Origin of the sequence: Stappia sp. (genome assembly GCF_965276915.1) — a bacterium.
GTDB lineage: Bacteria > Pseudomonadota > Alphaproteobacteria > Rhizobiales > Stappiaceae > Stappia.
The window spans coordinates 1913383-1932216 of record NZ_OZ255709.1; the positions used below are offsets into that span (position 1 = coordinate 1913383).

The window sequence follows — 18834 nt, forward strand, 5'->3', positions numbered from 1 at the left end:
TGAAAGGAACCGGGATGATCGAGATCCAGCGCGACGGCGCGGTGCAGGTGATCCGCCTGAACCGGCCCTCGAAGAAAAACGCCCTGACCGGCGAGATGTACGAGGCGCTCGCCGGTGCGCTGGAGGCTGGCAACACGGACAAGGGGATCCGCGCCCATCTCCTCCTGGGTGTGCCTGGAGCTTTCACCTCGGGCAACGACATTGGCGACTTTCTCGGCTTCGCCATGTCCGGCGGCGGCATGCAGGATGCGCCGGTGGTGCGGTTCCTTCGCGCGCTGGTGCAGTGCGACAAGCCGCTCGTCGCCGGCGTCGACGGACTTGCCATCGGCGTCGGCACGACGCTGCTGTTTCATTGCGACATGATCTTCGCCAGTCCGCGCGCCGTGTTCCGCACGCCGTTCCTGGATCTCGGCCTTGTGCCGGAGGCCGGCGCAAGCCTGCTTGCCCCGCGCGCCATGGGCCATGCCCGCGCCTTTGAGCTGCTCTGCCTCGGCGAGCCTTTCGATCCGGTGCAGGCAAAGGCCGCCGGCTTCGTCAATCACATCGTCGCGGAGGAGGAGCTGGAACCGCGTGCGCTGGCCGCTGCGCAGGCGATTGCCGCCAAGCCGGCGGAGGCCATGCGCCTGTCACGCGCCCTGCTGGTCGGCGACCGTGACGAGCTGCGGGCCCGCATGGAGGAGGAGATCCGGCTCTTTTCCGAGCGGCTTTCCTCCGATGAGGCCCGCGCCGCCTTCACCGCATTCATGGACAGGGCGCGGCCGGCCGGCTGAGCCGGGTGCCACCAACGGGAGGATCGACATGTCGCTCAAGGGCAAGACGCTCTTCATCACCGGCGCCTCGCGCGGCATCGGCAAGGCGATTGCCCTGCGCGCCGCCCGGGACGGGGCCAGTGTCGCCATCGCGGCCAAGACCGCCGAGCCGCATGCGAAACTGGAGGGTACGATCTACACCGCCGCCGAGGAGATCGAGGCAGCCGGCGGCCGTGCCCTGCCGCTGGTCGTCGACGTGCGCGACGAGGGGAATGTGGCGGAGGCGATGGCGCGCACGGTGGAGGCTTTCGGCGGGATCGACATTCTCGTCAATAACGCCAGCGCCATCCAGCTGACGCCGCTTGCCCGGACCGACATGAAGCGCTTCGACCTGATGCACCAGATCAACACGCGCGGCACGCTGGCCTGCTGCAAGCATGCGCTGGAGCATCTGGCGCGCGCCGACAACCCGCATATCCTGATGCTGTCGCCGCCGCTCGACATGCAGGAGAAGTGGTTCGCCCCCTTCACCCCCTATGCCATCGCCAAATACGGCATGAGCCTCGCGGTGCTCGGCCTTGCCGGCGAATTGCGCGACAAGGGCATCGCCGTCAACGCCCTGTGGCCGCGCACGACGATCGCCACCGCCGCTGTGCGCAACCTCATCGGCGGCGGCGACATGGTCTCGAAGAGCCGCACGCCGGAGATCCTGGCCGACGCGGCCTGGGAGATCTTCACCAGTCCCTCGCGCGAGTTCACCGGCAACTTCCTGATCGACGACACCTTCCTCGCCTCGCGCGGCGTCAGCGATTTCGACCGCTACCGGGTCGATCCGTCGATGCCCTTGATGCCGGATTTCTTCGTGCCCGACGACAGCGTTGCGCCGGCATCGACGGGGCCCGTGAAGGGCTGACGGCAAGTTCGGCGCTGGAGCCTACCAGCCCATGGCCTTCCACAAGAGCGCGCCGAGGAAGGCGCCGGCCGCCACGGCAAAGGCAAGGACGCGCCAGACAGGATGGGCGTCCTTGCGGGACTTGCGTGATTTGCCGCCACGATCCGCCATCGGCCGGACCCGTCAGTCGAATTCGGGGCCGCGCGGCCGGTAGGGGCGCAGTTCCTTCCAGGCCCGCATCAGGGTCGCAAGTTCCTCGTCCTCTTCCTCGGGCAGGACGATGCGCAGCGTCACCAGGAGGTCGCCCCGGCCGCCGTTCTTGTTGGGCAGGCCCTTGCCTTTCAGCCGCATGGTCTTGCCGGCCCGCGCGTTCGCGGCGACCGTCAGGTTGACGGCTCCGTCGAGCGTCGGCACCCGCACCTTGCCGCCAAGCACCGCCTCGTAGAGGCTGATCGGCAGGTCCAGCTTCAGGTCGTCGTCGGCCGGCACGAAAAGCGGGTGCCGGGCGAGCCGGATCTCGACGATGGCGTCACCGGCACTGCCGCCGTTCTCGCCGGGATGGCCCTGGCCCCGCAGCCGGATCTTCTCGCCGTCTGTCGTTCCCTCCGGCAGCTTGACGTCGAGGGCCTTGCCCGAGGGCAGCGTCACGCGGGCCTTGTGGTCATGCACCAGCTGCTCGAGCGTGACACGCGCCGTCACCTGCGCGTCGGCACCGCGCCGGGGCGTGGCCGCCCGTCCGCCGCCCATGCCTGCCCCCATGCCGGCTCCGCCCATGCCGGGGCCTCCCGCGCCGGCCCCCGCGCCCGCGCGCGCCCGGCCGCCGAAACCTCCGAGAATGTCGTTCAGGATATCGTCGAAGCCGCCACCGCCGGCCGCACCGCCCTGGCCGAAACCGCCGCGTGCGCCGCGTGCCTGGCGGAAGATGTCGTTGTCGCCGAAACCCTCGAAGCCGTGGGCATGGAATTTCGGCTTGCCTTCGGCGTCGATCTCGCCCCGGTCGAAGCGCGCGCGCTTGTCCTTGTCGCCGAGGATCTCATAGGCCTGGTTCGCTTCCGCGAAGCGTTCCTTGGCCTGGGGATTGTCGGCGTTCTGGTCCGGATGGCACGTCTTGGCGAGCTTCCGGAACGCCTTCTTGATCTCGGCCTCGCTCGCAGACTTTCCGACGCCGAGGACGCTATAGGGGTCACGCATGGTTCAGACCGCAATGATGAATGGTGGACACGGGTATACACCCGCGCGATGCTCGTGAACCATATGGTAATTGATAGGAATAAAATCCAGTAGCCTGCCGGCTGCCCTTGCAGGCCGCCGTCCTGACTTCAGCCTGCGCTGTCGTCGTTGCCGTCCTTGACGGTGAGACCGATCACGGCCCAGTCGCGCATCAGGTCCTGGCAGGCGACACCGTTATAGGCGCGCACACCGCCGATCGTGTTGGCCGTCGTTTCGAAGCGGGCGCAGCCGGTGCCGTTGGCCGGCGTGTCGTCGACCAGGGCGATGATCGTGCCCGAGTTGCCGCTGATCGGATTGTTCCAGGAGAACGGCGGCTCGGCGATGCCGTCCTCGCGCGCTGTCGCGATCGCCTTGGCGATGATCGCGCGGTCCTGCGCGCTGATATCCACGTCGGCGGGATTTTGCTGCCCGTCGATGGAGCCTGTCAGGTCGAGCGGGGTTTCCGGGTCGGCGCTGCCCATCGGCATCGACACGCTGCCGCATGCTCCGGCGAGCAGCGTCAGGCCAAGGGCAAGCGCGGTGCCGCATCGGCGAAAGCCGGCCTTGACCTCGTGTCGTCCGAAGGATGTCGCAATGCCGTGCCTGGATGTCATGGCGATGGCTCCTGGGGCTTTCCGCGCACTGCCTCGCAAGCGAGGATGTTGCGCCATTGCAACAGGATCGGAGAAACCGATTAACAAACTGTAACCGGGGTAATTCAGCGTTTCCGTTTTGGCTGCTATGGCAGCAGCTTGCACGCACCGGTGGCAAAGCGCCCGGCCGGTCGAAACGAATCGGAAGGCCGCACAGATCCATGCATGCATTCGACCGCGCTCCGGAAGTCATGACCGAACGCCTCTGCCTGCGTGCCTTGCGGGTGGAGGATTTCGACGTCTTCTTCGCCATGCGCAGCGACCCGCGGCTTGCCGTCGGCGGTGTTGTCGAAACCCGTGAGGAGGCCTGGTCCCGGTTGCTGCGGGCCCGTGGCCACTGGGCTGTTCTCGGCTTCGGCTACTGGGCGCTCACGGAGCGCGCCGGCGGCCGTTTCGTCGGGGAGGCGGGGTTCATCGACTTCCGCCGGGACGTGGAGCCCTCGCTCGACGGGACGGCGGAGGCCGGCTGGATGGTGATCGCGGAGCGTCAGGGTCTCGGCTACGCCGGGGAGGCCGTCGCCGCGATGCTGGCCTGGGGGGCGGCCAACATCCCCCGCGATCTGGCGACCTGCATGATCGCGCCCGACAACGCCCCCTCGATCGCGGTCGCCCGGCGGGCCGGGTTCCGTTCCTATGCCGAGGCCACCTATCGCGGCGAACCGGTCACGCTCTATCGAAGGCGTTTGCGGGCGGCGTCCTGATCCGTGAAGTCAGCCGCCGCGCTTTTCCAGTACGGCGCAGAACTCGCCGGCGCGGTAGGGCGTCGGGTAGACCCGGTAGGGTGAAAGCCCGGTCAGGCCGAGTTCGTTCAGGAGCGTCATGATCTCGCGGAAGCTTTCCGGCGTGAAGCGCCAGCCATGCACGTCCACATAGCCGCCGGCGCTTGCCTCCCATTCGTCGATCGCCGCACGGGTCATGTCCTCGACATTGTCCAGTGTGCCGTGGTCGCCATGCCAGTGCCGAACCGCATCGTTGTGGGTGGTGAGCGCGCGCATCTCGATGATCTTGCCGAGCCCGTGCACCCTTCGGCCTTCGATGCAGGCGGCGACCGCTTCGGCGATCGTCGAGGGCGCGATGAAATGGTCGAAACAGTAGCGGCAGTCGGGAATGACCAGCGCGTAGAGGCCGCCGGGCTCCAGCAGTCGCTCGACCTGTACCAGATGCGCGACGAGGTCCGGCTGGTGCTCGATCACATGCGAGGAGGCGACGAGGGCGAATTTCTCGCCGATGATCGAGAGGTCGCCGAGCGGGGAGACGAAGTCGATCTGCGGAACGCCGGAGGGATCCTCGCCGATCTGTACTGCATAGGCGGCGAGCTGGTCGTGCGTGCGGATGTCGAAATGCCTGGTATTAGCTCCCTTCAGCATCGGCCGGTGGAAGGCGCCGATCTCCAGCGCCGGCTCGTCGGTCTGCAACGCGTCGATGAACTGGCGGCGCAAGGCCTGCGGCGCGCCGACGCGCCCCTCTGCCCGGCCGCGCCGCTCGTAGTGCCGGGCAAGCGCGGCATCGCTGCGCAGGGCGAGGACGGGATAGTAGGCGCGGTAGCAGCCGGGGAGGAACTCGGACGCGAACCTGCCGCGCAGGGGCAGGCGTTCGCCCCGGTCCCGGACGGCGATGCGCGACCACCGGCCCCGGCCTGGCCGGCGCCTGTGGACGAGCGGCAGGATGTTGGCGTCGCGCAGCTTGCGCAGCAACCGTGTGAAGAGACCGCCAGCAGGCTTCAAAGCAGCTTCTTCCAACGGAAATAAAGGAAGGTGAGGGCGACGGAGACCAGCATGATGCCGATCGAGAACGGGTAGCCCCAGGCCCATCTGAGTTCCGGCATGTCGCCGAAATTCATACCGTAGATCGAGGCGATCAGCGTCGGCGGCAGGAACACGACGGCCAGCACCGAGAAGATCTTGATGATCTGGTTCTGCTCCAGGTTGACCAGGCCGACCGTCGCATCGAGCAGGAAGTTGAGCCGCGTATCGAGCCCCGAGGCATGCTCGCGGATCGAGCGGATATCCCGTCCAAGGGCCTTCGCCGCGGTCTTCTGCTGGCCGGTGAGGCCGATGGTCTTGGCGTGCACCGACAGGAACAGGAACAGCCGTTCCAGGCTGGCGCAGGAATCATGCATCCGGGCGATCTTCAGGCCGATCAGGCCGATCTTCTGGATGGTCGCCTTGTATTGCGCGCTCTTGCGGCTGTCGATCCCGCGCTCGAACACGTCGCTGGCAGCGGCATCGAAGGCGCTGGAGCAGTCCTCGACCACGTCCGCGGCCCGGTCGGCAATGGCATCGAGGAGCACGAAGAGAATATCCGTCGCGCCGCGAATGGGGATCGATTCGCTCTGGATACGGCGTACGGCGACGGAGACCGACACCGGCTCCCCGTGGCGCAGCGAGACCAGCAGTCCCTTGGTGGCGACCAGCGTCATCGAGGCGGTCTTCGGGTCGGGATCGCGGGCGATCAGCGGCATCACCGCCGTCATGATCAAGGCGCCGTCCGCCTCGTAGAGGCGCTCCGAGGTCTCGATCGCCGCCATTTCCTCGCGGGTCGGGATCTCTGTGCCGATCCATGCCTCCGCCAGCGCCCGCTCGTCGGGCGTGGGTGTCGCAAGGTCGACCCACAGGGCCAGATCGGGAATGCGCGTTTCCGTTGAGCAACGCACCTCGACAATCTTGCCGGCGTCGAGTGTGTAGGCTGTGATCATGAGGATAAGGCTCCCGGAACGTCGCGTTGGCTGCCCCGGAAACCTAGCCTGATTTCATGTCGGATTTACCGCAAAAAAGCCGTGTCGGGCGGAGACCCCGCCCGTCCGGTCGCAGCTGCGACGGTGCCTACTTGGCCTTGGGCGCGGAAGCCTTGACCTTGCCCGTCTTGCAGATGTTGGCCGCCGTCACGGCATTGATGCCCACCGGCTTGTAAAGCGCGTCGAGATTCGGGCGGGGGGCTGTCGGGGCGGTTTGGGTCGCTTTGGAAGTCATCACTGGGTCCAGGTACTCGTGGCGCCGGGGGATCATCCCCATTGGCATTGCGCACAAATCTGTTCCGATTTGGACAAAACTAAGGATGACGCAAGGAAACATGTTGGCGCCAGTCACTCTTCTTATCGCCTTGTAACCTTTCGCGATTTTTCGCCGCCGGCTTGCGGTTTTTCCAATGCCCGCGAAACCGCTAAAAATGGCAGGGCGCTATTGTTTTCAAAGAGTTCCAAGAACTGTGCTGTCTTTGCAATGGCATCTGTTGCCGGTTTGCAACGTTTACTGGGCCGTGTCGGTCCCGGGAGCCGAAGGCTGATCTCCTTCGTAGATTTCCGAGAGCTCCGGCGGCAGCTCCTCCAGCTGCGGCAGCCCGGTCTGCTCCCCGTCGTCGTCCTCCGGTGTGCCCTGCGCCTCCGGTTTGGCGCCCGGAAGCGGCGGCGGCCCGTCCTCGCGCGGCGGTGCGTCCGGGTCGGCCAGCGGCAGGTCCGGCAGTTCGTCGTCCTCCTCGACGGGCTCGATCGCGCCATAGGCGGCGATCAGGACCGCGTCGAGATCCTCCAGGAAATGGCGGATGCGGGTGGCATTGGCGCCGAGGTCGTGTTCGCCGAAACGGGAAGCGGAGCGGATGTCGAAGCGGGCGCCGACCGGGTCGGGCATGATCCTCACCGATATGTCGTCGCGAAAGGCGAAGATCAGGGAGGTCGCCACGGCCTGGAACCGGGTCGGCTCGTCCGGCATGCCGGGTGGCAGTTCGGCCGTGACCGTCCAGCCGCTGCTGTCGGCCACCTGGAGCGCTGCCCGGTGCAGGTCGCCGGGCGCGATGCGGAAGCGGCGGGTGACGAGATCCGGATAGGTCTGCTCCTGCAGCGCGGCGCCGGAAAACGCGCGTCCACCGGCCAGCGCCGGCGGGTTTGCCGTGTCGGTGCTGACGTCCGCAAGCCGGGGATGGGTGGCGAAGGCGTGCAGCGAGAAGGCGACGGGCGCAAGCGCCAGTGCGCCGTAGACAAAACCCCGGATCGCCTGTGCCCAGCCGGTGCCGCCCTTCCGCCACAGGGCGAGCGCTGCCAGCGTCGCGGCGGCGCAGGCGAAGGCGGCAAGCAGGACGCCAAGGGCGAGCAGGACGAGGAATTGCGGCGTGGTGACGAACTGGGCGCGATGCGCCAGTGCTGCGATCACCAGGACCGGCACCGCCAGCCGTCCGCTCTTGACGCTTGCCGCCGCGAGCCGCGACCGGAAGATGGGCAGAACCTTGCGCATGCGGCGGGCGGAGATCCCTGTGGCGACGGACACGGATGCGGACTTTCGCACGACGTGCGGACGAACGCGTTTGCTTCCAACCGCTTACCATGAGCGAACGGAATTGCGAACCGCCTTGTGCAGGGCGGCCCGCCTGGCTACGCGTCGAAAGCGTAGCCCGAGAACTGCTCGCGCAGCGCCGTCTTCTTGATCTTTCCGGTCGCGGTATGCGGGATCTCGTCGACGAACTCCACGTCGTTCGGCGTCCACCACTTGGCGATCCGCCCCTCGAACACGGCCATGATCGAGGCCTTGTCCGGCTGCGTTCCGTCCTTGGGAACGATCACCAGGAGCGGCCGCTCGTCCCATTGCGGATGGGCGATACCGATCACCGCCGCCTCGGCGACGTCCGGGTGCAGGAGGGCCAGGTTCTCCAGGTCGATGGTCGAGATCCACTCGCCGCCGGACTTGATCACGTCCTTGGCCCGGTCGGTGATCTGCATGTAGCCCTGGGCATCGATATGGGCGACGTCGCCGGTCTCGAAGAAACCCTCCCCGTCGAGGACGGTGGCATCCTCTTCCTTGTAGTAGGCGCGCGAGACCGCCGGTCCGCGCACCTTCAGCCGTCCGAAAGTGCGCCCGTCCCAGGGGCGTTCGTCATCGTCGTCGCCGGTAACCTTCATCTCGACGGTGAAGGGCGCGATGCCCTGTTTTTCCTGCAGGTCGAGCATCGCCTCGCCGGCAAGCTCCGCGACCTCCTCCTTGATCGCGCAGACCGTGCCGAGCGGGCTCATCTCGGTCATGCCCCAGGCATGCTTGACCCGCACGTCGTAGACATCCTCGAAAGCCCTGGTGATGGCGCGCGGGCAGGCCGATCCGCCGATCACCACGCGGTCGAGATGGGGCAGCGTCTTGCCGCTCTTTTCCAGGTATTGCAGCAACATCAGCCAGACGGTCGGCACCGCGGCGGTCAGCGACACGCGTTCGCCGTCGAGCAGTTCCCAGATCGCCTCGCCGTCCATGCGCGGCCCGGGCATCACCATCGCGGAGCCGCTCAGCGGCGAGGAGAAGGCGAGCGACCAGCCGTTGGCGTGGAAGAAGGGCACCACCGGCATCACCCGGTCGCGGGCCGAAAGCCCGAGCATGTCCGGCACCGACGCGGCCATCGCGTGCAGCACGTTGGAGCGGTGCGAATAGACGACACCCTTCGGGTTTCCGGTGGTGCCGGAGGTGTAGCACATGCCGGCGGCGGCGTTCTCGTCGAGCTCCACCCAGGCGAAGTCGCCGTCGCTCTCGGCCAGCCACTCCTCGTAGGGCACGAGATCGAGTGAACTCTCCGGCAGATGCGCCGCATCGCTGAGGACGATGATCTTCTCGATGTTCGCAAGCTGCGGCCGGATCTTCTCGACGATCGGCAGGAAGGTAAGGTCGACGAAGAGGAAACGATCCTCGGCGTGGTTGATGATCCAGGCGATCTGGTCGGGGAAGAGGCGCGGATTGACCGTGTGATAGACGGCGCCGATGCCGAGCAACCCGTACCAGACCTCCATGTGCCGCCAGGTGTTCCAGGCCAGCGTCGCCACCCGGTCGCCCTCGCGGATGCCGTCGGCCTGAAGCCGTTTCGCCAGGCGCAGCGCGCGCGCATGCACTTCGGCATAGGTGGTGCGGTGGATCGGTCCCTCGACGGAGCGCGAGACGATTTCCCGCCCCGGATGGTTGCGCGCGGCGTGGTCCAGGATTCGGGTGCAGGTCAGCGACCAGTCCTGCATCAGGCCTGGCATGACGGGCTGTGGCATGTGTTCCTCCGGCAAGTGCCTCTTGTGGCGAGGTTTTTCTTGTAAGGAGGAGCATAGCACCGGCAACCGGGGCGCTGTCCAGCGCGTCTCCGGCGCAAGGGCGGGAGGAGAGCCTTATCCGGCGCGCTGGAGTTCGATCCAGGCGAGCGCCTCGCTCAGCGACGTGGCCACATGATCGGCATGCGGGGCCAGCACCTCGGCGCCGACCGTTCCGGTGGTGACGGCGAGGGTGCGCGCGCCCGCGGCCCGCCCGGCATGCATGTCGTGCAGGCTGTCGCCGACCATGACGACGGAGGCGGGGTCGAGGGCGAGCGCCTCGCAAAAGCCCGTGACCATGCCGGGGCCGGGCTTGGCGCCATGGCCGCTGTCGAAGCCGATGATCGCGGCGAAACGGTCGCTGACGCCCATTGCCGCGAGTTGCGCGCGGGCCGAGGCTTCCGAATCGTTGGTCGCCACGCCGAGCACCAGCCCGTGCACGGCAAGCCGGTCGAGCATCGGTATCAGGTCGTCGAAAGGTGACAGATAGGGCAGGCTCATGTCGCCGATGCGGGCGTTGATGTCGTCGGCGAGCGCTCGCGGGTCGGGCAGCCCGAGAATCTCGGCGAAGGCATCGACAATGTCGTCATTGGAGCCGGCGACGAGCACCGAATCGGGCGCGAAGCGACGGGCCGGTAGGTCGAAACCCGCAGCTTCCGCCAGCCGCTCGGCGATCGCCATGTCGCCGCCCGACAATTCGCTCATCAGGACGTGGAAGGTCGGCCCCCAGGTGCCCTGGAAGTCGATCAGCGTGCCGTCCTTGTCGAAGAGAACCGCTTCTATCGCCGCCATCGTCAGGCCGCCCGTCCGAGCGCCAGCGGCAGCAGCTCCGCCATCGTGTCGATGACCACATCCGCCTCCGCTTCCAGCGCCGGCCGCTCGATGGCGCCCGTCGTGACCGCGATGCGGAACATGCCGGCGGCTTTGGCCGCATGCATGTCGTGCAGGCTGTCGCCGATCATGGCGATTTCCTGCGGTGCCAGCCCGGTGTGGCGGGCAAAGGCGAGAAGCTGGCCGGGCTCCGGCTTGGAGCCGTGTCCGCTGTCGTAGCCGGCGAGGAAACCGAAGGCCTGGCCAAGGCCGAGCGCATGCATCTGCTTGCGGGCCGAGGCTTCCGTGCCGTTGGTGGCGATCCCCATCGGCAGGCCGCCGGCATGGATCGTCTTGAGCGTGTCGACCACGCCGTCGAAGGGGGTGACGGTGCGGGCGCAATGTTCCAGCAGCGTCGTTTCGATCCGCTCCAGCATGGCCTTCGGGTCGCTTTCGCCGATCACTTCCGCCCATCCGGTGGAATAGTCGGCCGGCGACTGCACCTTGAGGACGGACGGGCCGGTGAAACAGGCGCGCTCCACGTCGAACATCGCGAGATCCTGCAGCACGCGCAGGATTTCCGGGTCGCCGCCGGCGAGATCGCGCAGCACGTGCGAGATCGCCGGTCCCCAGGTGCGGTCGAAGTCGGTCAGCGTGCCGTCGCGGTCGAAGAGTACGGCCTTGATGCGCATGGGGGTCGGTCCGTCGGAAGGAAGGTCAGGCTGCGTCCGGCCGCCGGCTGCGGCCGGGGCGCGGACATTCGGGAAACTGAAGCAGAAGTGAAATGCCACGTTCCCTGCGTTTCGTCAAAGCCGCAGGAGGTCAGGTGGCGACAAGCCGGCTCGCCAATGTCACGGGCGTATCGCGATGTTCCCCGTCCGCGCGCACGAGCCCGCGCTCGACCAGCCATTCGACCTGCGCCAGCACGGAGAGTGCGGCCGCGCCATGCAGGGCGGGATCGACATCGGCATAGATCGTGGCGACCATCTCCGGAATCGTCTGCGCGCCCGAGACCAGGCGGTCGAGGATCGCCTGTTCGCGCGCCCTTCGATGGGCTGCAAGCCCGGCGACGTAAGCGGCGGGATCCTCCACCGGGCCGCCATGGCCGGGCAGGTAGCGCGCGTCGCCGCGCCCGGCCAGCTTGGCGAGCGAGGCCATGTAGGCGCTCATCGCGCCGTCCGGCGGTGCGACGATCGACGTCGACCAGGCCATCACGTGGTCGGCGGAGAAGAGGATGCTCCCCTCGTCGAGCGCGAAGGCGAGATGGTTCGCGGTGTGTCCCGGCGTTTCGATCGCGGTCAGCGACAGCCCGTCGACAACGAGCGTGTCGCCCTCCGCCATCTCGCGGTCGGGCCGGTGCTCGCCGTCGGCGCTGGCATCGAGCGGATTGCGTTCGCCGGCGTTCAGCGGCCGCGCCGCCCGATGCGCGCCGCAGCCGATGATCGGCGCGCCGGTCATCTGCTTCAGCATCCGCGCGCCGGGGGAATGATCCATATGGGTGTGCGACACGAGGATCGCGGCGATGCGGCCCTCGCCGGCCGCCGTCACCAGCCGCTCCATGTGTGCCGCGTCGGCCGGACCCGGGTCGAGCACCGCCACCTCGTCGCGGCCGATCAGGTAGCTGTTGGTGCCATGCCATGTGAACGGACCGGGATTGTGCGCGGTCAGGCGGCGTATCGCTTGCGAAATCTCCACCGCACTGCCGTATCGGGGGTCGAAATCGCGGTCATGTCGCAGGGAAACCATGGCTTTCGGCGATCCGTGTCTGATTTTCGCTTTTGCCTATACGAAAAAGGGCGCTCCCGGCAAGCGCGCAAACTGGCAAGGAAATGGTCCACAGCCGGCTAATCTTTGGGTTGCATCCTTTTTTCTGCGGAAATAACGTCGGGACTGCATGAAGGGGGACAGTCAAGCGCAGGTCGACGTGGCGGCCGGGCGACAAGCCTGTCCACGCCATCTTGGCCTGCCGGCCGGCGGCGTGCCCTCCATGTCATACTATCGTTGTCAATTTGACCTAAGGCCGAGCGAGCGACGCGGGAGGAGAACCGCCACACCGTTGCCGCTCACAGAATCAATGAAACGGAGAGGTCCGACATGTCCATTTCCCGCCGTTCGGTGCTCAAGGGCTCCGCAGCCGCATCGACGCTGCTTGCCGCACCCGCCATCCTCAAGGCAGGCGACGCGCTCGCGTCCTCGGGCCAGGTCAATGTTTTCGCCTGGGGCGATTACATCCAGCAGAACATGATCGACAAGTTCGAAGGCGACACCGGCATCAAGGTGAACCTGTCGACCTACGGCTCCAACGACGAGGCCGAGCAGAAGCTCAAGGCCGCCGGCGGCAAGGGCTTCGACGTGATCTTCCCCTCGATCACCAACGGCAACAACTACTATCCGGACGGCCTGCTGGCTCCGATCGACGAGAGCAAGCTGAAGCTCGACGCCCTGATCCCCTCCATGCTGCGCGACAGCGTCCAGCTCGGCGGCACCTATCGCGGCAAGCGCATGCTGCTGCCGTTCAACTGGGGCACCGAGGCGATCACGCTCGACAGCTCGGCCTTCAACGCCGAGGACGTCTCCTACGGCACCATGTGGTCGCCCGAGGCCGCCGGCAAGGCCGCGTTCCGCCAGAAGTCGGTGATCATGGGCGTCGGCCTCCACCTCGACGCCATCGGCGAGGTCAAGTCGAACCGCATGCTCGACGTCTACAAGACCGAGGATGATGCCCGCCGCGTGTGGGATGCCTGCGCCAAGTTCATCATCGAGCGCAAGGCCAACATCGCCGCGTTCTGGAACAACGCCACCGAGGCGACCAATGCCTTCAAGCAGGCCGGCGCCACCATCGGCCAGACCTGGGACACCACCGGGCTCCTGCTGAACCGGGAAGACGCCAAGTGGAAGTACCGCATGCCCAAGGAAGGCGGCATCACCTGGATGGATTCCATGGGCGTGCCGTCGGGCGCCGAGAATGTCGATCAGGGCTATGCCTTCCTGAACGCCATGCTGGACCCGAAGATGGCGGGCCTGCTGGCCATGAACACCGGCTACAACTCGGCCGTTGCCGGGGCTGCCGAATATGCCGGCGACAACTACAAGGCCCAGTTCGCCGACGTTTACAATGCCGACAACCTCGCCAATCTCTGGTGGTGGCAGGCCGACACGCCGTGGTTCGCCACGCTGCGTCAGGAATATGTCGACAAGATCACCAACGCCTGAGGCGTGACCTGATCTGGCGGATCGCGGCGTCCTGCCGCGATCCGCATCCTTCGCGGGAGTTCGCCTCCCGCCTGCGTGCGAAATGAGGGGCTCATGCACGGACAAGACGTCGTTCTCGATGGCGTGTCGATGCGGTTTGGCGACTTTACCGCCGTCCAGCCGACCGACCTGACTGTCAATGCCGGGGAGTTCTTCTCCATTCTCGGTCCTTCCGGCTGCGGCAAGACGACCATCCTGCGCATGGTTTCCGGCTTTCTCGACCCCAGCGCCGGCGACGTGCGCATCGGCGGCAAGAGCATGACCGGCATCCGCCCCAATGCGCGGCCGACCGCGCTGATCTTCCAGAACCTGGCGCTCTTTCCCTTGATGAGTGTCTGGGAAAACGTCGCTTTCGGCCTCGAGGCCCGCGGCGTGTCGAAGAAGGACCGGCGCCAGCGCGCCGAGGAACTGCTTGCCATGGTCGCGCTGACCGGCCAGGGCGAGAAGAGGCCGACCGAATTGTCCGGCGGACAACGCCAGCGCGTCGCGATCGCCCGCGCGCTTGCCGTGGAACCGTCCGTTCTGCTGCTCGACGAGCCGCTCTCGGCGCTCGACCTGAAGCTGCGCCAGCACATGCGCAGCGAGCTCAAGGACCTGCAGCGCAAGACCGGCGTCACCTTCATCTACATCACCCATGACCAGGGCGAGGCGCTGACCATGTCCGACCGGGTCGCGGTGATGAATCGCGGCGTGGTGGAGCAGGTCGCCTCCTCGGACGACATTTACAACCGTCCCGCGACCCCGTTCGTTGCCAGTTTCGTCGGCGAGCAGAACGTCTTTTCCGGGCGTGTCACCGCCACCTCCGACGGCCAGGTCGAGGTGGAGACGGCACTCGGGACGTTCCGCGGGCTTGACCGGCACGGGCTGGCGATCGGCGACGAGGCGCTTGCCATGGTGCGCCCCGAGCGGGTCTGGCTGGGCAACCGCACCGACGGCGTTGCGCCGGCTGGCGGCGGGGCCCACAACCGCCTTGTCGCCCGCCTGCAGCGGCGCGACCTGGAAGGCCCGCTCATCAACCTGCATCTCGATGCCGCCGGCCAGGCGATCCAGGTCAACCTGCACAACACCGGAGACGCCGGGCTCGGTTCCGACGAGGAGCAGACCCTGCTGTTTTCCGCCGAGGACACACTGGTGATGCGACCCTTGTCCGCCCTTGCCGAGCGGGCCTGACGCCATGGCCTCGCTGATCAGGAGCTATGGCAAGGGGCTGACGGCGGTTTTCCTGCTGCTCACCGCAGGTTGGATCGCGCTGCTCATCGTGCTGCCGCAGGCGCGCCTGATCGAGCGCGCCTTCACCTACACCGACCGTGCCGGGGAGGCGGCGACCCTGTCGTTGGAGATCGACCGTGCCTATACGCGGGTCTTCGAGATCGACACCGACCTGCGTGACCTGCGAAGCGACCTGGAGGGCGTCTCCGCGCCCGCCGGCGGGGCGGCAGGCGGGCTGGTGCCGTCTCCGTCCCTGACGCCGTCGCTGCCGTCGCCATCGGCCACGCCCTCCCTTCCGGCCGCCCCGTCGCTGACGCCGAGCCTCTCGCCGAGCCCGTCCCCGACACCGACGCCGGGCGTTGCGCCCAGTCCGTTCGCGCCATCCGCAAGCCCGACCCTGCCGCCGGCGCAGATCGAGGCGCGCATCGCGGAACTCGAGGCCGAGAAGGCGGAGCTGCAGACGCGTCTCGCCGGGCTCGAGGAGGAGGAATCCTCGAACAATTCGGCCGTCGGCATCAACGAGACCTATTCGCTCCAGAACTTCACCAACATGAGCGACATCCATTTCCGGATCTTCGTCTCGACCCTGTTCTATGCTCTCTGCGTGACGGTGCTGGCCTTCGTCGTCTGCTATCCGGTCGCCTATGCGGCGGCGACGACGAAAAACGCGAACAAGCTCGCGCTTCTGATGCTCGGCCTTGTCATCCCCTACGCGATCAACGAGTTGCTGCGCATTTTCTCCTGGGTGATGATCCTGGAGAAGAACGGCATCCTAAACGGCGTCCTTGACGCCATCGGCCTCATCGACATGCAGGCCGGGGAGGGCATTCGCTTCGTCGCCTCCAACGGCGCCGTCTTTACCGTGATGGTCTATGCCTATGTGCTGTTCATGGTGTTCCCGATCTACAACACGATCGAGACGCTCGACCGCAACCAGATCGAGGCGGCGCGCGATCTCGGCAGCGCCACCTGGCGGATCCACTGGCGCATCGTCCTGCCGCATGCCAAGCCGGGCATCGCGGTCGGTGCGATCATGACCTTCATGCTGTCCGCCGGCTCCATCGCCGTGCCGGAGATCGTCGGCCGCGGCCTGCATCCCGACTGGTTCGCGCAGGTCATCTACCGCCGCTTCTTCGAGGCCGATTCCTGGAACGAGGGCGCCGCCTACTCTCTGGCGCTGCTGATCGCCTGCATCGCCTTCGTCCTCGTCAACATGGCCGTCTTCAAGGTCGGCATCAGGGATATCGCCAAATGAGTGTCGCGACCCTCGAGAACACGCCGGGCGCCGCCGCCGCGCCGCGCCGCAAGGCGAGGGACTGGTCGGACGCGATCCTGTCGCTCTACCTGCTCGTCTTCTTCGCCTACATGTTCCTGCCGCTGCTGTTCATGGTGGCGGCCGCCTTCAACGCCAACCCGACGCCGTCGGTCACCGACTGGCAGGGCTTCACGCTGAAATGGTTTGCCGGGCTCCCGGGCGACACCCGTTTCGTCACCGGCCTGCTCTATTCGCTGCAGATCGCCGCCGGGGTGATCGTCATCGCCATTCCGCTCGGCCTTGCCGGGGCGCTGGTGCTGACGCGGCTGAGTTCCGGCGCCTCGACCCTGCTTTACACGGTGCTTGTCTCGCCGATCCTGACGCCTGGCATCGTGCTCGGCGCGACGACCATGATCTTCTGGCGCGACGCCTTCGGCATCGAGGCGGGCCTGCTCACTGCGACCATCGCCCAGGCCGCCTTCATCGCCTCCTACTGCATGCTGATGTTCATGGCCCGGTTGCAGCGCCAGGACCGGGCGCTGGAGGAGGCGGCGCTGGATCTCGGGGCCTCCTCGATCCTCGTCTTTCGCCGCATCACGCTGCCCTTCCTGATGCCGACCGTCCTCACCGCCTCGGTCATTGCCTTCCTGCAGTCGATCGAGAACTACAACACGACCTTTTTCGCAATCGGCCCGCAATGGACGCTGGTCACCGAGATTGGCGCGCGCATGCGCTTCGGCCTGTCGCCGGTGATCAACGTGATCGGCGTGATCTTCGTGCTGATCACCATCATCGCCGCGACGAGCTGGGTTCTGGCCAAGCGCCGCGCCCGGCCCGCATGATCCTGTTCCTCTCCGGCGGTTGACGCCGGAGGGCAATGCTTGCGACCCTTCGTCGGCTGGCCGCGCATTGGCCGCGTGCCGGCCAACGCCTGCAACCTGTCCCACCGGGAGCCGACATGTCCGACGCGGACACCCCAATCGTTCTCACCCGGTCGCTGCCGCTGTCGCGCGAGGCCGCTTTCGATCTTTTCGTCGAACGGATCGGCGAATGGTGGCCGCGCGATTACACCTTCTCGCGCGACCCGGCGGCCGACCTTTCCATTGAGCCTTTCCCGGGCGGTGCCTGTTCCGAGCAGGTGCCGGGCGGCGCCCGCCTGGTCTGGGGCACGGTGCTTTCGATCGAGCCGCCGCTGTTCCTCCGCCTTGCCTGGCAGATCTCGCCGGACAGGCAGCTGATCGCCGACCCGGCCGCCGCCAGCCGCGTGACGGTCGAGTTCCGCGCCATGGCCGACGGCACGCTGGTCGAGCTGGCGCATCGCGATTTCCTGCGCCATGGCGAGGCCGGCGAGGGCTACCGCGCGGCGATGGCCTCGCCCGAAGGCTGGCCCTTCTGCCTTGACGCGCTGGCCGAAGCCGCCGCGCGCAAGCCTTCGCCGCGATGAAGCTCTCCTTCCGCTGCCTGCCGGAGCTGCTCGGCCATGTGCCCGAGCCGGTGCCGGCCCGCGCCAGCCTGCCGGACTGGCTGAAGGCGGTTCCCTCCCTCGTTGCCAGCGAGACCCTTGGCGGCGCGGAAGTGAGGACACTGAAGCATTGCCCGCCGCTGATCGACGCGCTGGCGCAAGGCGTGATGTTCCGTCTCGCCGCCGACCTTACCGTCGAGAACGGCGAGATCTCCTGGGACTGGTCGCCGCCGCCCGCGCCCCATGCCCGCCAGACCCGGTCGCCGATCGGCCTGCATGTGCCCGAACAGGCGGCCGGCGTTCCCTTCGGGCTGCCGGAAGGGCAGTTCGTGGTCAAGTTCACCAATTTCTGGACGGTGGCGGCGCCCGAGGGCGTGTCGCTTCTCTTCACCCATCCGCTCAACCGCGAGGATCTGCCGTTCCGCACGCTCGCGGGCCTCGTCGACTGCGACCGCTACCGCGACGGCTTCGTCCATTTTCCCGCGATCTGGCGCGATGCGGGATTTTCCGGCTGCCTTCCCGCCGGCACGCCCGTGGCGCAGGGCTTTCCCCTGCGCCGCGAGGCGCTGGAACTCGACATCGGCGCCATGGATGCGCGCGAACTTGATCGCCACGGCGAGGTGCAGGACGGATTGCAGGACGATCCGGGCCTCTACCGCAAGGCCTTCCGCGCCCCGCGCGAAAGGTGAGGCGGATCAGCCGGCCTCGTCGCAGGCGCTGCGCGTGAGCGCGTGGCTTGCCAGCGGGATCCGTCCTCTGGGCCCCTGGCTCATCGCCTTCAGCAGGCGCGGTCGCAGGCTCGGCTGTTCGGCATAAAGCGCCCGCAAGGTGGCAAGGCCGCTCTCCTGCCCAAGTCGGAGGCCGGCTTCCGCCTCGCCGATCCGTGCCTCGAGATCGTCCTTGCGCAAGGTCCGGGCCCGGGCAAAGGCCTCCGCCGCGGCCTCGGCGCGGTCCAGCCGCAGGCGCAGCCGGCCGAGATTGAGCCAGGCATCCGCATCGTCCGCCACGCGCGCCGCATAGGCGGAAAAGTCCGCCTCCGCCTCCTCGATCCGCCCGAGCTCCATCCGCGCCGATGCCGTCTCGAACAGCGCGTTGACGTGATCCGGCGCATGCTTCAAGGCCGTGCCGAAGGCGGCGAGAGCCTCCTCGGGACGCTCCATCCGGCGCAGCACGAGACCGAGATTATAGTGCAGGGAGGCGTTTCCCGGATCGGCGCGCAGCAGCCGGGCGAGGGCCTTTCGTGCAACCGGCCAGTCCTGCGCGGCGAGCGCGCGCGGCAACGTCTCGGCAGCCTGTGCGGGGGTCATCT

Annotated in this window: 21 protein-coding genes; 9 read left to right on the plus strand and 12 right to left on the minus strand. The window is 67.3% G+C overall.

Going from position 1 to position 18834, the window contains the following annotated elements; translation table 11 throughout:
• Nucleotides 1-14: 14 nt before the first annotated feature.
• Together ACQY46_RS08990 and ACQY46_RS08995 are read left to right on the plus strand one after the other, a co-directional pair.
• On the plus strand, nucleotides 15-770 hold the full coding sequence (locus ACQY46_RS08990) for a crotonase/enoyl-CoA hydratase family protein (RefSeq protein WP_428699904.1): 756 nt from the start codon (nucleotides 15-17) through the stop codon (nucleotides 768-770).
• Between the two features lie 28 nt (nucleotides 771-798).
• A complete protein-coding gene (locus tag ACQY46_RS08995) occupies nucleotides 799-1662 on the plus strand; it encodes an SDR family oxidoreductase (RefSeq protein WP_428699905.1) in 864 nt (287 codons plus the stop codon).
• Nucleotides 1663-1683: 21 nt separating this feature from the next.
• On the opposite strand, the gene ACQY46_RS09000 is transcribed toward ACQY46_RS08995, so the two are convergent.
• The 3 genes from ACQY46_RS09000 to ACQY46_RS09010 form a co-directional block, all read right to left on the minus strand.
• Nucleotides 1684-1812 (minus strand): hypothetical protein, encoded by a 129-nt coding sequence (locus tag ACQY46_RS09000; protein ID WP_428699906.1) that lies wholly within the window; start codon nucleotides 1810-1812, stop codon nucleotides 1684-1686.
• Nucleotides 1813-1824: 12 nt separating this feature from the next.
• Nucleotides 1825-2832, minus strand: a complete 1008-nt coding sequence (locus ACQY46_RS09005) for a DnaJ C-terminal domain-containing protein (protein ID WP_428699907.1) — start codon at nucleotides 2830-2832, stop codon at nucleotides 1825-1827.
• 128 nt (nucleotides 2833-2960) lie between these two features.
• The gene (locus ACQY46_RS09010) at nucleotides 2961-3464 is read right to left on the minus strand and encodes an RT0821/Lpp0805 family surface protein (protein WP_428699908.1); all 504 of its coding nucleotides are present in this window, start codon (nucleotides 3462-3464) and stop codon (nucleotides 2961-2963) included.
• A 230-nt stretch (nucleotides 3465-3694) separates the two neighbouring features.
• Here ACQY46_RS09010 and ACQY46_RS09015 point away from each other — a divergent pair, with 230 nt between their 5' ends.
• The gene (locus ACQY46_RS09015; protein ID WP_428699909.1) at nucleotides 3695-4204 is read left to right on the plus strand and encodes a GNAT family N-acetyltransferase; all 510 of its coding nucleotides are present in this window, start codon (nucleotides 3695-3697) and stop codon (nucleotides 4202-4204) included.
• A 9-nt stretch (nucleotides 4205-4213) separates the two neighbouring features.
• On the opposite strand, the gene ACQY46_RS09020 is transcribed toward ACQY46_RS09015, so the two are convergent.
• The 8 genes from ACQY46_RS09020 to ACQY46_RS09055 form a co-directional block, all read right to left on the minus strand.
• On the minus strand, nucleotides 4214-5227 hold the full coding sequence (locus ACQY46_RS09020; protein WP_428699910.1) for a hypothetical protein: 1014 nt from the start codon (nucleotides 5225-5227) through the stop codon (nucleotides 4214-4216).
• Entirely contained in the window at nucleotides 5224-6198 is a 975-nt protein-coding gene (locus ACQY46_RS09025; protein ID WP_428699911.1) for a magnesium transporter CorA family protein, read from the minus strand. Before ACQY46_RS09025 ends, ACQY46_RS09020 begins: the two co-directional genes overlap by 4 nt.
• A 127-nt stretch (nucleotides 6199-6325) precedes the next feature.
• Nucleotides 6326-6472, minus strand: coding sequence for a hypothetical protein (locus ACQY46_RS09030; protein ID WP_428699912.1), 147 nt, complete (start codon nucleotides 6470-6472; stop codon nucleotides 6326-6328).
• Between the two features lie 276 nt (nucleotides 6473-6748).
• Complete coding sequence (locus ACQY46_RS09035) at nucleotides 6749-7759, minus strand: DUF1499 domain-containing protein (protein ID WP_428699913.1); 1011 nt, start codon at nucleotides 7757-7759, stop codon at nucleotides 6749-6751.
• A gap of 104 nt (nucleotides 7760-7863) precedes the next feature.
• Nucleotides 7864-9486 (minus strand): long-chain-fatty-acid--CoA ligase, encoded by a 1623-nt coding sequence (locus ACQY46_RS09040; protein ID WP_428700451.1) that lies wholly within the window; start codon nucleotides 9484-9486, stop codon nucleotides 7864-7866.
• 129 nt (nucleotides 9487-9615) lie between these two features.
• Entirely contained in the window at nucleotides 9616-10329 is a 714-nt protein-coding gene (locus ACQY46_RS09045) for an HAD family hydrolase (RefSeq protein WP_428699914.1), read from the minus strand.
• A gap of 2 nt (nucleotides 10330-10331) precedes the next feature.
• Nucleotides 10332-11039 (minus strand): HAD family hydrolase, encoded by a 708-nt coding sequence (locus ACQY46_RS09050; protein ID WP_428699915.1) that lies wholly within the window; start codon nucleotides 11037-11039, stop codon nucleotides 10332-10334.
• Between the two features lie 130 nt (nucleotides 11040-11169).
• Complete coding sequence (locus tag ACQY46_RS09055) at nucleotides 11170-12093, minus strand: MBL fold metallo-hydrolase (RefSeq protein ID WP_428699916.1); 924 nt, start codon at nucleotides 12091-12093, stop codon at nucleotides 11170-11172.
• A 348-nt stretch (nucleotides 12094-12441) separates the two neighbouring features.
• Here ACQY46_RS09055 and ACQY46_RS09060 point away from each other — a divergent pair, with 348 nt between their 5' ends.
• From ACQY46_RS09060 to ACQY46_RS09085, 6 genes are all read left to right on the plus strand, one after another.
• A complete protein-coding gene (locus ACQY46_RS09060) occupies nucleotides 12442-13560 on the plus strand; it encodes an extracellular solute-binding protein (protein ID WP_428699917.1) in 1119 nt (372 codons plus the stop codon).
• Nucleotides 13561-13653: 93 nt separating this feature from the next.
• Entirely contained in the window at nucleotides 13654-14769 is a 1116-nt protein-coding gene (locus tag ACQY46_RS09065; protein WP_428699918.1) for an ABC transporter ATP-binding protein, read from the plus strand.
• A gap of 4 nt (nucleotides 14770-14773) precedes the next feature.
• A complete protein-coding gene (locus tag ACQY46_RS09070) occupies nucleotides 14774-16063 on the plus strand; it encodes an ABC transporter permease subunit (protein ID WP_428699920.1) in 1290 nt (429 codons plus the stop codon).
• The gene (locus tag ACQY46_RS09075; RefSeq protein WP_428699921.1) at nucleotides 16060-16905 is read left to right on the plus strand and encodes an ABC transporter permease; all 846 of its coding nucleotides are present in this window, start codon (nucleotides 16060-16062) and stop codon (nucleotides 16903-16905) included. The genes ACQY46_RS09070 and ACQY46_RS09075 overlap by 4 nt, the downstream gene beginning before the upstream one ends.
• Nucleotides 16906-17021: 116 nt before the next feature.
• Nucleotides 17022-17507, plus strand: a complete 486-nt coding sequence (locus tag ACQY46_RS09080) for an SRPBCC family protein (RefSeq protein WP_428699923.1) — start codon at nucleotides 17022-17024, stop codon at nucleotides 17505-17507.
• Nucleotides 17504-18214 carry a hypothetical protein gene (locus tag ACQY46_RS09085; protein WP_428699924.1) on the plus strand — a complete coding sequence of 237 codons (711 nt, stop codon included), beginning with the start codon at nucleotides 17504-17506 and terminating at the stop codon, nucleotides 18212-18214. Before ACQY46_RS09080 ends, ACQY46_RS09085 begins: the two co-directional genes overlap by 4 nt.
• Nucleotides 18215-18220: 6 nt before the next feature.
• Here the strand turns inward: ACQY46_RS09085 and ACQY46_RS09090 are convergent, their stop codons facing one another.
• The gene (locus ACQY46_RS09090; protein ID WP_428699925.1) at nucleotides 18221-18832 is read right to left on the minus strand and encodes a tetratricopeptide repeat protein; all 612 of its coding nucleotides are present in this window, start codon (nucleotides 18830-18832) and stop codon (nucleotides 18221-18223) included.
• Between the last annotated feature and the right edge of the window lie 2 nt (nucleotides 18833-18834).